This is a genomic window from Exiguobacterium sp. s89, from assembly GCF_018617735.1.
Classification (GTDB): domain Bacteria; phylum Bacillota; class Bacilli; order Exiguobacteriales; family Exiguobacteriaceae; genus Exiguobacterium; species Exiguobacterium marinum.
In genome coordinates, this window is the sequence record NZ_JACSKS010000002.1 from 241243 (window position 1) to 254560 (window position 13318).

Sequence of the window (13318 nt, forward strand, 5' to 3'; positions counted from 1 at the left end):
GGGAAACTAGACGATGAATACTGTTCACGTCAACGTCGTCACCCCAGATGGTGCAGCCTTTGAAGGGGACGCACGAATGGTCATCGCCAAATCGGTCACTGGTGAGCTTGGTATTTTACCGAAGCACATCCCGATGGTGACACCACTCGACGTCTCAGTCCTCAAACTGCGCCACGAAGATGGTGGACGCACGCTGATCGCAATCAGCGGTGGTTTCATGGAAGTTCGTCCCGATACGGTGACGATCTTAGCTGAAACAGCCGAAATGGCGGATAAGATTGACTATGACCGCGCTTCTGCGGCGAAAGTTCGGGCCGAGCGTCGTCTTCAAGACTCAAAGCTCTCAGAACTCGAATTCCGTCGTGCGGAGCTTGCGCTTAAAAAAGCGATCAACCGCTTGAGCATTCGCGATATCAATGAATAATCATGACTCTCACACGAAAGTGTGGGAGTTTTTTTGGTTCGTGTAAAAGATGGGCCTTTTGTCGCGCTTCTAAATGACATGACTAGTATAAAATATATGGAAGAAGACCGATAATAAGAGTGGGAATGATTGCAAAGGAGATTAAAGGATGAAAGTTTACGTTGCGCGACAACCGATTTTTGATCAACAATTACGTGTTTGCGGCTATGAATTGTTATATCGCCGCAGCGAAAATAATATCTTTGAAAATGTCGATGATTCGTTAGCGACGGCCGATGTCATCCATAACGCATATCTCGTCTTTAATTTTCGGGAGTTGACGGAGGGGACACGTGCATTTATCAACTTTCCTCAAACGCTGATTGAAGGAGAAGTGCCGTCACTGCTACCTCGTCAATCGCTCGTCATTGAAGTGCTCGAACATGTCGAACCGACTGAAAAAGTTTTACATGCTCTTCGTTCATTGAGACGTCAAGGGTATACGATTGCACTTGATGATTTCGTGTTTGAGGAGAAGTATCGGCCATTGATCGGATTAGCCGACATCATCAAAATCGATTATCAAGCGACACCAGTGGATCAACAACAAAAATTGATTGATGCACTTGGACATCGGGTTGAATTTTTAGCGGAAAAAATCGAGACACCGGCAGAGTACGAGATTGCGAAACGATTAGGTTATAAAATGTTTCAAGGCTACTTCTTCAGTCGTCCGATTGTTGTTCACGGGGCTGAAGTTCATCCGTTACGTCATACGCTCATTGAAATGTTAAAAGAGCTCGATCGTCCGGAACCGAGTTTCCAGCGCATTTCAGCGCAAATCGAGCGAAGTGTCGACTTATCCTATAAGATGCTCCGTACGGTCAATACGGTGTATCAAAAAGGTCGTCGCACGATTCAATCGATCGAACAAGCCGTCGCGCGAATCGGATTGGATGAGTTGAAGCGGTGGTCGTATTTGATGTTACTTCGGGAGATGCAAACGTCTGAGTCAAAAGAATTAATTAAACAGAGCGTTATTCGTGGCAAGATGATGGAATTGATTGCAGAGGATACGTTAGATGATGTATCACCGTTTGATGCGTTTATTACCGGGATTTTCTCATCACTCGATGTCATTTTGGATGAGTCGATGCAAGCGCTGATTGTGGAGTTGCCGGTAGCGCCTTTTGTGAAGGCAGCGCTCCTTGGGGAACAGAATGGGTTACGAGTGTTACTCGAAGAAGTCATCGCTTATGAAAAGTTGACAATTCCTATTCATAACACAAATTCAGATTGGTCTCAATATTATGTCGAAGCAATTCGTTGGTCACGTAGCCTTGACGAATCCGATGAATGATGTTTGAAATATGTGAGGGGCGTCAATTAATGTAGTAAGACCTTACTGCTGATGACGTCCTTTTTGGTGTGCTTGTAGAGAAAGTGAGTTGGTCGAATGGTTCAAACCGCTCGAAGCTTGAGACACTGAGTCTTTTTTTCTCTAACATGACATGATATGATTAAAAATGGTACGAATTTTAGAAAAGAGGGGAATCGTCGATGATCAATACCGTATTTTCGCTAGCGATTTACGTTATAGCGATTTACGTCGCTTGGTGGGCGCTCTTACCCGTCAAATGGGATAAGTTGCTCAATCAAGTGAAGAGTCCGCAAGCAGCAGTTTTGCGTGTTCTCGTAGCTGTCGTCTTCGGTTCACTGATTGCCCAGTTCTTTTTGGAGTATATCCGATTGGCGCAGGCGCTCGCACCTATACAGTAGTCGCAGAATATTTAACAAACTGTAATCCTGCTGTAACGACTCCTATATGATTATCATGTAGGATAAATTCGTCTGACATGATGCGTTTTCATTTCGTTTGCATTTATTTATTTCATTTTTTGTGAAATGAAAAACCATCACGTTTTACAAACCATTCTAATAATCGACATCATCACATCCGGAAACGGATCACGACGCATTATATAAAAAAACAACGAAGTTGGAGGACAAAGAGAGATATGAAGGATTTGATTGTAGTCCGTGGAGGACGTAAACTGTCAGGTACTGTACGCGTTGAGGGAGCAAAAAACGCCGTACTTAAAACATTGGTTGCCACTCTATTAGCTAGCGAAGGAAAGTCAATCTTACAAAATGTACCACGTCTTGCTGACGTGTACACGATTAATAAAGTACTTCGTCACCTCGGTGCAGAGGTATCGTTCAATGAAGAAAAGAATGAAGTAACTGTCGATGCGTCGGGCAACATCAAAGATGAAGCACCGCTTGAGTACGTCCGTAAGATGCGTGCTTCAATCCTCGTCATGGGACCTCTTCTCGCTCGTCTTGGTCATGCTCGTGTAGCGATGCCAGGCGGATGCTCGATCGGCTCACGTCCAATTGACCTCCATTTAAAAGGATTCGAAGCGATGGGTGCGAAGACGGTCATCGGGAACGGATTCGTAGAAGCCTCTGTAGAAGGTCGCCTTCAGGGTGCTAAGATTTACTTGGACTTCCCATCTGTTGGTGCGACTGAGAACATCATGATGGCTGCTGTGCTCGCAGAGGGTACGACCATCATCGAAAACGTTGCAAAAGAACCTGAAATCGTAGACCTTGCGAACTTTTTGAACGGAATGGGCGCACACGTACGCGGTGCAGGTACAGAAACGATTCGCATCGAAGGTGTGGAAGCACTCCTCGGCGCAGAGCACTCAATCATTCCTGATCGCATCGAAGCAGGTACATTCCTCGTCGCCGGCGCGATTACAGGAAGTGACATCGAAGTCATCGGCGCAGAACGTGAACATCTTCGTCCACTCATTTCAAAAATGGAAGAGATGGGTGTTCGTTTCGAGGATACTGCTGAAGGCATGCGTGTCTCAGCACCGGATGAGTTGAAGCCGGTTGATGTGAAGACAATGCCACACCCTGGATTCCCGACAGACATGCAATCGCAAATGATGGCACTCGTCTTGAAAGCAGGTGGCACATCTGTCATTACGGAAACGGTGTTCGAGAATCGTTTCATGCACGTGGAAGAGTTCCGTCGCATGAATGCGGATATTAAGATTGAAGGACGTTCAGCAATCGTCAAAGGAGGCGTAGGCCTTCAAGGAGCAGAGGTCGTTGCAACTGACCTTCGTGCTGGAGCATCACTTATTCTCGCAGGTCTCATCGCAGAAAAAGAGACACGCGTTGGTGATTTATATCATATCGACCGTGGATACGTCGACTTCCACAAGAAACTTCAAGCACTCGGTGCCGACATCGAGCGTATTGAAGGGACTGTCGAAGTTGCTGAAGAAATGGTTCAGAACTAAGAGACGAACACGAAATAGAGGGCGAGGAGAGACTCTTCTCGCTCTTTTCAATGAAGAAACGAACGGAGGAACCCACACATCATGTTTTCAAAAGATATCGGGATTGATTTAGGGACAGCAAATGTTGTCATTCACGTCAAAGGGAAAGGAATCGTCTTAGACGAGCCTTCAGTCGTTGCGATGAAACGTTCTACAGGGAAAGTACTAGCAGTCGGTTCAGAAGCGTATGAGATGGTTGGTCGTACACCTGGTGATATCGTAGCGATTCGTCCTCTCCGTGATGGAGTCATCGCCGATTTCGCCACTACAGAAGAAATGCTCCGTCACTTCATCGAAAAAATTCAAGTCCGAGGCTTCTTCGGAGGCATTCGTATGTTGATTTGTACACCTGCGAACGTCACACCGGTCGAAGCAAAAGCGATTCGCGAAGCAGCTGAGAAAGCAGGAGCGAAAGAGGTCTTCCTCGAAGTCGAACCGAAAGCGGCAGCCGTCGGTTCAGGCATGGATATTTGGAAACCAGTCGGTCACATGATCATCGATATCGGTGGTGGGACGACAGACGTCGCCATTCTCTCGATGGGAGACATCGTCTGCGGTGAAACAATCAAGATTGCCGGGGACCGTTTCGATACGGACATCCTTCGCGCCATCAAAGAAAAGCATAAGCTCATCATCGGGGAGCGTACAGCCGAGCAAATAAAGAAAGAAATTGCAACCGTATTCCCAGGTGGGCGCAATGAAACGATGGATATTCGTGGACGTGACATGGTACGTGGATTGCCACGTACGGTGACCATCACGTCGGAGGAACTTCGCGAAGCAATGGCTGAATCAGCCAATGAAATCGTCGAAGCGACGAAGCGGGTGTTAGAACAGACACCACCAGAACTCGCAGCTGATATTATTGACCGTGGCATCATCATGACAGGTGGAGGATCACTCCTTCACGGCCTTGACCAACTCGTAGCAGAGCGAGTGATGCTTCCAGTCATGATGGCCGAGGAGCCGACACTCAGTGTCGCGCACGGGACAGGCATTATGCTCGAGAACTTAGATCGATTGAAGTAAACAAACAAGCGACCGCGCTAGCGGTCGCTTGTTTTGTATAGGTAGACGAGTTTTTCGTTCATGAAATGTTTCTTCACTGCCTATACCTGGATAAAATTGTATATAATGAAATCAACAATTCAAGAGAGGGGAATCATGATGGCACCGATTTACTAAAGAACTGAACGGAATAAACCAATAGAAACGGAGGACATCATGAACAAACCACTTACGCTTATCACGGGAGTCAGCCGTAATCAAGGGATCGGAGCTGCGATTGCGCGAAAACTTGCCTCTGAAGGACATGACTTGTACTTGACACACTGGAGTTTGTTTGACGCTTCAGAAGGTATCGGAGAAGAAAGAGGTTTTATCGAACGATTGGTTCAAGAATTGACCGAGAGAGGTGCCCGTGTCGAGCACGAGGCTTACGATTTGGCTTCAGGAGACGAACTCGGTCTACTCGATCGAATCGAGGCTAAACTTGGTGTACCGAGCAGATTGATTCATAACGCCACATATGAGCGTCACGTCAATGTCGAGAACTTTGAGACTGCGGTCTTGAGAAAGCATTACATAGTGAATAACGAAGGGGCACTTGGGCTCACATTTGCGTTTATTGAACGCTATAAACAAGCGGGACATCAAGATGGTCGAATCCTGTTTTTTGTATCGGGAGGGGCGGATGCAAACAACCTAGCCTACATTGCAACGAAAGGCGCTTTGATTGCCATCACACCTGCGTTGGCGAACGGATTAGGAGAGTACGGCATTTCGGTGAATGCGCTCGATCCGGGTCCGACAGATACGGGGTGGATTAACGACGAACTTCGCGAACACCTGCTGCCATTGTTTCCGTACAAGCGAGTGGGAACGCCTGAAGATACAGCTCTTTTTGTTTCTTTCTTGATGGGGAGAGACGGGGCATGGGTGAACGGACAACATCTTCATGTGGATGGTGGTTTCACGGGACGCTAATACAAAAAGGCATCTTGCTTTTTGCGAGATGCCTTTTCTTAGTGCCACGTATAGTCTTTGTCGACAAACAAGCGATTTTTCAAGTCCGTTTTTGAAATCGTAGATTCAGTCGCATCAAGCCAATCATAATAATCACATGCACAGGTATCACCAAGTTCGATGGAATAGCCATTATTTATCGTATTGACAATAATATCGAGTTCATGTTCAGCTAACGTCTTCTTCAATCGATAAATGGTGTTGTATACGTTGTGTAAGGCGCGTTGTGGTTCATCGATGTCCGGATAAAGTGTTTCAGCAAGCACCCATTTATTAACGACCTGTTTACGATGATAGACCAAATAAGCGAATAACTCCTCCGTTTTTTGCGTTGGCCACTTCACAAGGTTGCCATCTTGTGTTCGTACCGAAAAACGATCCAAGAATTGTATGCGACAAGATTGATGGAGGTTCTTTTGTTGAATTGTCTCATAGCGCTGGATGATACGTGGAATGACATTATGAATCATCTGCTCAGTGATTGGCTTCAACAAGTAATGTGTCGCATGAAGATTGAATGCTTCGACTGCATATTGTTGATGGGCCGTTGTAAAGACGATCTGCGTCCGTTCAGGCAAATAGGTGGCAAGCTCAAGCCCGGTCATTTCAGGCAACTCGATATCTAAAAAGACAAGGTCTACCGGGTGCTTTTGAATAAAAGTGAGAGCTTGAACCGGACTTTGGAACGAACCAATCCACTCAAGAGACGGCTCCTCTTTTATAATCCGCTCCATCATCCCTAAAATATGATGTTCATCTTCAATTAAAATCGTACGCATCTAAGTGATTCGTCCTTTCCTGTTTTAGTAATCGCAAATGGATAGTAGTTCCTTTTCTTAAAACGGAATTTAAGTCGAATGTCGCACCCTGGAGATGTTCAATCCGATTTTTAATATTACATATTCCGATACCAGATGTTTCTTTTGATAAATCTGGATCAAAACCACTCCCTGTATCTTGAACATAAATCTCAATCATTCCGTTTCGTTCTTGGATGGAAAGTGTGAGTCGTTTTTGTCCAGGGTGTCGATAGAGTCCATGTCGAACGGCGTTTTCAACAAGTGGTTGAATCAACAAGGGCGGGATCGAACAGTCCAAAAGAGATTCATCAATTTCTTTCTCGATCTCGAACGAATCACGAAACCGTGTCTGTTCAATGGCGAGATAAGAGTCAATCATATCGACTTCTTGGCGAATAGAAATCTCATTTTCGGTACGACCATTTTCAAAAATAAAGCGGACGTAAGTGCTCAAATGACTGAGTAGACGAGCTGCATCGGGTGGAGACGTATAACAGAGAGCGATCACGTTTCCAAACGTATTGTAGAGGAAGTGTGGTTTGATTTGAGCGTTGAAGAATGACATTTCGTGTTGCGAGGCCAACGCTTCAACTTGTTGTTTCTTATTCTTATCCGTGGACATATGAATCGGTAGCAATAAAAACATCAACAGGAAATAAATGATAGTAAATGTATTGGCATACAACTGCTGATCGGGCGAAACGATGAACGTCGATGTCGTGATTCCGATATACCCGACGAGTTGGGCGAGCGTGAAGGTTAATAATTCGAGCGGGTTACCTGACTTGTATTTTTCAAGAAGCCATCCAATATTCAATCCGACCCAGAAGAACGTGATAAATAAAACGATCATCCATACAAAGTATTCATACACCTCGTAAACGGAAGAGGGCAGGAAGATGGCTAGTACAGTCAATCCATACAGTGGATATCTCGAAATGGCCAAAAACCGGTCAAATGACACCCGTTCCAAACATCGCGAAAACTCAATTAGCATGATGATGCTCAGTAAGGCTAAACTTAACGTCAACTTATCACTGCCCGAGATCCACATGCCGTTTCGGGACATGATTGAAAAACTCGTCAACAAAAAGAAGGCTGTCCCGAAACCATACAACCGTTCATTTCGGTGAAAGAGATAGACGATGGCATAGAACATGGCAATCAAAAGTGAAATGAGCAACATGAAAAATTCGTAGCCGGCATAAGCATTTTGAGTAGTCATGATGGAATGTAACGGTCCGACCAATATACTTTCTTCGATGGGTGCGGAATTACCTGCCTGTCGTTCATGTTGAATCGTCAGTCGGAATTGTTTTGTCTCATCATCGATCAGGAGGAGAGACGGCTGCTCGACGAGACGATTGTTTCCAATTTGTATCGTTTCAACCATTTTCCCATCAATCAAAAGCTTAGAGGATGATAGGGACTTTGGAATGAGCAAGGCATACGTACCGGTTGGCAACGCGATATCGAGTTCATAGGTAGATTCACGATAAGGGGTTGTAAAAGGAATGGTTCGATAGGATCGACGATCAACTTGGCTGACAATTCCTGACTCATAACGCCATGAGCCGTCTAGTCTCAAGATTTCTTCGTCAACAGTAGAAGAGAGAAGAGAAGCTTCGCCCTTATTAACGGTGACGGTTGGATTAATCGACTGATGTCGAGTCAATAAAGTGAGACTGACGCCAATCAACATCACAAGGATGAAGATAAACGTCATTCGATTACGCGTCATGTGCACATTCCCTTCAATCTTTGTGAGTTTCTTGTGAGGTCCTTCCGTTATTCTTCCTGTTAGGTGAATGGATTTTTGAAGTGACTCTCCGTCTCATCATCGTACCCGAACTTTTTTTGTTTGAACAGAAAAAGTCATTCACCGCACGAGGTGAGGCATTCTAAGAGTGAAGGAAGAAGGCATTCCATGAAACGTTGGATTGAACAACGCATTAGTCGACAAGTTATGACAATTTTCTATATATTGATTGCCTTAGTGACGCTCACGTCGATTGGAACCTATTTTTATACACAGCAATCGATTCAAGAGACGACCGTAAAATTAGAAAGAATCAGTGAGCAACGTGCACAGGCGACAGACCTATTTGAAACGTGGCAATCGATGCAATACGAGTTAAGAGGTCACGTGCTTCTTGGAGAAAGTGCTCTATTAGAAGAAGTACGAACAGCTCAGAGGAATATCAATGAGCAAACAATCTGGTTCGAGACACAAGCAAAAAATGAAGAAGAAGTACAGTTTGCTGAAGATGCGCGCCTCCTCTTTTCTATCTATACGACGCGCGTCATGCCGGCACTAGAGCAATATGTGGTTGCGAAGCAGGCAGGAGAAATTGATGAATCGTTCCTGCAGATGCGCACCGTAGGACAATTCATGCCGAAAAATGAAACGTCCACGCAAACAAGATTTAAGCTGAACTCAAGTAGTGCGGCCGATATGAGTGCGAGCATCGTCGATATGGAATCGGTCTTTACCGATTATCGACAAAATCTTGATCTTCAAGAAAGTGAATTACGAGACTCGCTGTCGAAACAGTTAGTGAAAGCACAATGGATGTGGCTCTTGATTTTACTCGGGGCACTCTTCTTGTTATTCGTCGGCTTACAACCGTATATTTTAAGACTGACAAATCAATTGCAAACGCTGATGGTCAACAGTGAACGACTCTCGAATAATCCGAATGCGACCCTTATTCCAATCAAACCGTTGAAAAACGAAGTCGGACAGTTATCGAAGGCATTTAATGAAATGGCGACCTCCCTTCGGAGCCAACAAGATCAAGTGGATCTCGAACGAGAGAAGACCGCTCGAATTTTGCACACGATGCGCGATTCCATCGTCTACACGGAACTCAAAACGAATGAACGCTTTGGGAACAGTGCGCTCTTTGATTTATATGACCATCCGATTCCGACAACAGAACGGGGCAGTCTATACCCGATTGCGATGTATTACCCGATGTTCATGAATCAAATTGATGATCAAGAGGGACTGAATCGTTTCACGGAGCGGGCTAAAGAAGAGGGCATGTTCGATGAAGCGTTCACGTATACGATGCAGGAAGGTCAGAAAACGATTCGCATGTACGCCGAACCGATTGATCTGCAAAATGAACGCGTGGGTGTCATCTTCGTGTCACGAGATATTACCCAGGAAACAGAAATCAATCGCTTGAAGACTGAGCTTGTGGCGACAGTATCTCATGAACTGCGGACGCCTCTTACCTCGATTCTCGGGTTTTCAGAACTACTCAAAAGTCGTCAATTGGAAAACGCGAAACGAGAACGCTATTTAGACATGATTGCGAGTGAGACGAAGCGACTCGAGCGGCTCGTGAGTGACTTGTTAGATGTTCAAAAAATGGAGGCGGGTATGAGCGTACCAGACTTTAAAGTAGAGAGTCTCTATGATTTATTATCAGATTTACTCGAAATTCACGCAGGGTCGACGGAACATCATTTCTTCCATTTTGATTGTGACGAATCGTTATTCGTCGCAGGAGATCCGGCCCAACTGCGTCAAGTCTTCTCGAACATTCTGAACAATGCCATCAAATATTCACCGAACGGTGGGAATGTGACGATTGATGTCATGTGTGAAGGTGATGTGATTCGAGTCGGAATCAAGGACGAAGGATTAGGTCTTTCGGAAAAAGATGCAGCGCGAATCTTTGATAAATTTTATCGTTCGGCCTCGGAAGAAAGTAAACGGATTGGTGGAACCGGATTAGGTCTATCCATTTGTAAAGAAATCGTTCAACTGCACGGTGGTACCATCTCTGTTCAATCTCAACTTGGCGAAGGAACGACGATGATTGTCGAGTTACCGATGGTCGAGCATGTCAACGAAGAAAGTTCATCCTAATTTTGGGGATGAACTTTTTTTGAAAAAACGGTGAATGTCACGCTCGTTTGGTACGATATAAAGAGTGAATCATGTTATAGGAAGAAAGGAAGACGATTATGCTACGCGGATTATATACAGCAGCGGGTGCGATGAATGCCCTGCAACGCCAACAAGAGATTTTGAGCAACAACCTTGGTAATGTGAGAACACCAGGCTTCAAAGCATCTGACGGCGTGGTCCGATCGTTTCCGGAGATGTTACTCGCGCAAGTCAGTAACCCAGATAACGGGAAGTCGCGTGTGAAAGGAGAGGTAGGGACTCTTTCGATGGGTGTCTATCTTCAAGAAACGATGCCCCGTTTCTCAGCTGGGAGTATCACAGAATCCGGTAGCCCGACAGACCTTTATTTAAAAGCACCTACTGATTTTACGGGAGCCCCGATGTTTGCAGTCGAACAGGGCGGCGAGACGTTATATACGACAAATGGACGTTTCTCGATTGATGAGGCGCTCTTCCTTCGTTCTGCGGACGGCGGATATATCCTTTCTGATGAAGGAGAACGGATCCAACTGCCATCGAGTGAGTTTCAAGTAGGAAAAGATGGGGTCATCACCTCTCTTGGACAAAATGTGGGGACACTTGGTGCTTATCAAATCGATGATTTGACAACACTGGAGCAAGTCGGAAATGACTGGCGTGTGACGGGTGATGCGCCTGCTCCTGCACAAGTAGAGGTATTGCAAGGATTTATTGAAGAAGCGAACGTCAATCTCGATCAGACGATGGCAGATCTTATGATGACGTATCGTCAGTTCGAGGCGAATCAAAAAGTCGTCCAAGCGTATGATAAAAGTGCCGAGCGGGCAATCGAAATCGCTCGTATTCGTTAAGGAGGAGCACCATGCAGTCTATTTATAATTCGGTTAACTCCCTGTCCCAACTACAACGTCAATTGGATGTGACAGGTCATAACATTGCGAACGTCGATACGGTCGGGTTCAAGCGGCAGCAGGGACAGTTTGCTTCCTTGTTGTCACAGGCATACAATAACCAACCGCGTCCGGAATTTGAAATTGGCCGTGATACGCCGAATGGGATTCGAATTGGCGTTGGTGGACATGTCGCCGACATCACACAACAATTCAATATCGGACAAGTACGTACGACAGATCGCGGTTTGGACGTCTTCTTAAAGGCGAGCCGTCAATTTTTCGTTGTGGACACACCGAATGGCGTCGGTGTGACACGCAGTGGGAATATGCAACTGTCAGTTGGTGACGAGACGACACTTGTCGATGTGAACGGAAACCCGCTTCTTGGAGATGACGGCAATCCGATTACGATGCCGAACGATGCGACGAATCAGCGTATTCGCCAAGATGGCGTAGTCGTCGCAAGCATGAACGGAGTGGAACAAGAATTTGGACGTCTCGACATCGTGGAAGTCCGCAATACATCGGAATTAAGACCGCTTGGGGATAACGTGTTCGCAGCGGATTTGGAGACCGAAGTCGATCGTCCGCTCGGAAATCTATTGATTGAAGGGACACTCGAGTCATCGAACGTTGATTTGACGAAAGAGATGACCGACATGACCATTACACAACGTGCGTACCAAATGAACTCACGGGCCATGTCGATGAGTGATCAAATGATGGGACTTGTCACAGCATTGCGTCCATAACGCATACCGCTTCTCATACCGAGGAGCGGTTTTTATATAACTGAAAGAACAGGAGGATCAACAGATGCGAATCGTGGTTGCGATGGACTCATTCAAAGGCTCACTTTCGAGTATGGAAGCCAATCAAGCCGTCATGCATGCACTCGATGGGCATGAAGTGATCGCTATTCCGATTTCGGACGGAGGTGAGGGGTTTCTTGATGCCTGGTTCAAGACGCACGAAGATGCGACGGTCGTGGAAGAGGTCGTCACATGTCTGGATGGAGTAGAACGTACCGCTCAATTTGGTTTCGAACCGTCGACGAAACATGCGGTCATCGAAGTGGCAGAAACGACAGGTTTGACACTCCTCTCGCATGTCGACCCGTGGCGCTACAGTTCAATTGGAGTTGGACATCAGATTGTTCAAGCACTAGACTGTGGAGCAAGCGTGATCACCGTTGGGCTTGGCGGGAGCGGAACGATTGATGGTGGGAAAGGATTGCTTGAGGCGCTGGGTGTTCGCTTTTTTGATACGTTCGGGTCAGTGTTATCTACTATCCCGCATCAGATTCATGAGGTAGCATCGATAGATTGGTCAGGGGTCGATCCGAGAGTACGCAACGTCGAGTGGCGAATCGCCTCCGATGTGCGTAATCCGCTGATTGGAGAGAACGGGGCAGCGCATGTGTTCGGTCCTCAGAAAGGATTGGCAGCAGATGAAGTAATCCGATATGACGAAATCCTTGAAAGCTATGCGAATTGTTTTGAACAGGATATGAGAATATGGCAGGGAGGAGGGGCAGCTGGAGGCATCGGGTTTGCGTTCTTACAGCTCGGTGCAACATACATGAAAGGCATCGAAGAAATAGTCAAGTGGTCTAAGATGGAAGAACTGTTGAAAGAGGCAGATTGGCTCATCACAGGAGAAGGAAAGTTTGATGCGCAAAGTCTTGAAGGAAAGGCACCTTACGGATTGGCCCGTCTCGCACATACGTATGGGGTACCGACACTCGTCTTCACAGGACAATCCGATTATACCTCTCATGTGGAATCCGGCATCGTTGCGATTTTTCCGATCGTGTCACGGGTTATGACGTTAGAAGAAGCGATATGGGAAGCGGCCCCGCTGCTAACAAATGCAGTTCGACGTGTACGTCACGTCATTGAAAAAGCGCCTCGACAATAGTCAAGGCGCTTTCG

The 13318-nt window shown here is 46.1% G+C and carries 12 protein-coding genes; 10 read left to right on the plus strand and 2 right to left on the minus strand.

What is annotated here, in order from left to right; all coding sequences use genetic code 11:
- Positions 1 to 13 precede the first annotated feature (13 nt).
- From KNO96_RS07260 to KNO96_RS07285, 6 genes are all read left to right on the plus strand, one after another.
- Positions 14 to 424, plus strand: a complete 411-nt coding sequence (locus KNO96_RS07260) for a F0F1 ATP synthase subunit epsilon (protein ID WP_026825095.1) — start codon at positions 14 to 16, stop codon at positions 422 to 424.
- Between the two features lie 148 nt (positions 425 to 572).
- Complete coding sequence (locus tag KNO96_RS07265) at positions 573 to 1763, plus strand: EAL and HDOD domain-containing protein (protein WP_214703171.1); 1191 nt, start codon at positions 573 to 575, stop codon at positions 1761 to 1763.
- 200 nt (positions 1764 to 1963) lie between these two features.
- On the plus strand, positions 1964 to 2182 hold the full coding sequence (locus KNO96_RS07270; protein WP_084483563.1) for a DUF1146 family protein: 219 nt from the start codon (positions 1964 to 1966) through the stop codon (positions 2180 to 2182).
- Between the two features lie 239 nt (positions 2183 to 2421).
- Positions 2422 to 3723 carry a UDP-N-acetylglucosamine 1-carboxyvinyltransferase gene (gene murA / locus KNO96_RS07275; RefSeq protein ID WP_214703172.1) on the plus strand — a complete coding sequence of 434 codons (1302 nt, stop codon included), beginning with the start codon at positions 2422 to 2424 and terminating at the stop codon, positions 3721 to 3723.
- A gap of 81 nt (positions 3724 to 3804) precedes the next feature.
- Positions 3805 to 4791, plus strand: coding sequence for a rod shape-determining protein (mreB, locus tag KNO96_RS07280; protein ID WP_214703173.1), 987 nt, complete (start codon positions 3805 to 3807; stop codon positions 4789 to 4791).
- Positions 4792 to 4986: 195 nt separating this feature from the next.
- On the plus strand, positions 4987 to 5748 hold the full coding sequence (locus tag KNO96_RS07285; RefSeq protein ID WP_214703174.1) for an SDR family oxidoreductase: 762 nt from the start codon (positions 4987 to 4989) through the stop codon (positions 5746 to 5748).
- Between the two features lie 38 nt (positions 5749 to 5786).
- Here KNO96_RS07285 and KNO96_RS07290 read toward each other — a convergent pair whose 3' ends face one another.
- Positions 5787 to 6566, minus strand: coding sequence for a response regulator (locus tag KNO96_RS07290; protein ID WP_214703175.1), 780 nt, complete (start codon positions 6564 to 6566; stop codon positions 5787 to 5789).
- Positions 6547 to 8328 (minus strand): sensor histidine kinase, encoded by a 1782-nt coding sequence (locus KNO96_RS07295; protein ID WP_214703176.1) that lies wholly within the window; start codon positions 8326 to 8328, stop codon positions 6547 to 6549. The genes KNO96_RS07290 and KNO96_RS07295 overlap by 20 nt, the downstream gene beginning before the upstream one ends.
- A 186-nt stretch (positions 8329 to 8514) precedes the next feature.
- Between KNO96_RS07295 and KNO96_RS07300 the strand changes: the two genes are divergently transcribed.
- The 4 genes from KNO96_RS07300 (at position 8515) to KNO96_RS07315 (ending at position 13304) form a co-directional block, all read left to right on the plus strand.
- Entirely contained in the window at positions 8515 to 10470 is a 1956-nt protein-coding gene (locus tag KNO96_RS07300; RefSeq protein WP_214703177.1) for a HAMP domain-containing sensor histidine kinase, read from the plus strand.
- Between the two features lie 98 nt (positions 10471 to 10568).
- Positions 10569 to 11342, plus strand: a complete 774-nt coding sequence (locus KNO96_RS07305; protein ID WP_214703178.1) for a flagellar hook-basal body protein — start codon at positions 10569 to 10571, stop codon at positions 11340 to 11342.
- Between the two features lie 11 nt (positions 11343 to 11353).
- On the plus strand, positions 11354 to 12136 hold the full coding sequence (locus KNO96_RS07310; protein ID WP_026825104.1) for a flagellar hook-basal body protein: 783 nt from the start codon (positions 11354 to 11356) through the stop codon (positions 12134 to 12136).
- Between the two features lie 64 nt (positions 12137 to 12200).
- Positions 12201 to 13304 (plus strand): glycerate kinase family protein, encoded by a 1104-nt coding sequence (locus KNO96_RS07315; protein ID WP_214703179.1) that lies wholly within the window; start codon positions 12201 to 12203, stop codon positions 13302 to 13304.
- Positions 13305 to 13318 lie beyond the last annotated feature (14 nt).

Bases quoted from the DNA above. Each gene is read 5' to 3' on its own strand.
- KNO96_RS07315 (WP_214703179.1), top strand. From the start codon at position 12,201: ATGCGAATCGTGGTTGCGATGGACTCATTCAAAGGCTCACTTTCGAGT.
- KNO96_RS07290 (WP_214703175.1), bottom strand. From the start codon at position 6,566: ATGCGTACGATTTTAATTGAAGATGAACATCATATTTTAGGGATGATG.
- KNO96_RS07270 (WP_084483563.1), top strand. From the start codon at position 1,964: ATGATCAATACCGTATTTTCGCTAGCGATTTACGTTATAGCGATTTAC.
- KNO96_RS07310 (WP_026825104.1), top strand. From the start codon at position 11,354: ATGCAGTCTATTTATAATTCGGTTAACTCCCTGTCCCAACTACAACGT.
- KNO96_RS07260 (WP_026825095.1), top strand. From the start codon at position 14: ATGAATACTGTTCACGTCAACGTCGTCACCCCAGATGGTGCAGCCTTT.
- KNO96_RS07305 (WP_214703178.1), top strand. From the start codon at position 10,569: ATGCTACGCGGATTATATACAGCAGCGGGTGCGATGAATGCCCTGCAA.
- KNO96_RS07295 (WP_214703176.1), bottom strand. From the start codon at position 8,328: ATGACGCGTAATCGAATGACGTTTATCTTCATCCTTGTGATGTTGATT.
- KNO96_RS07285 (WP_214703174.1), top strand. From the start codon at position 4,987: ATGAACAAACCACTTACGCTTATCACGGGAGTCAGCCGTAATCAAGGG.
- KNO96_RS07300 (WP_214703177.1), top strand. From the start codon at position 8,515: ATGAAACGTTGGATTGAACAACGCATTAGTCGACAAGTTATGACAATT.
- KNO96_RS07265 (WP_214703171.1), top strand. From the start codon at position 573: ATGAAAGTTTACGTTGCGCGACAACCGATTTTTGATCAACAATTACGT.
- mreB (WP_214703173.1), top strand. From the start codon at position 3,805: ATGTTTTCAAAAGATATCGGGATTGATTTAGGGACAGCAAATGTTGTC.
- murA (WP_214703172.1), top strand. From the start codon at position 2,422: ATGAAGGATTTGATTGTAGTCCGTGGAGGACGTAAACTGTCAGGTACT.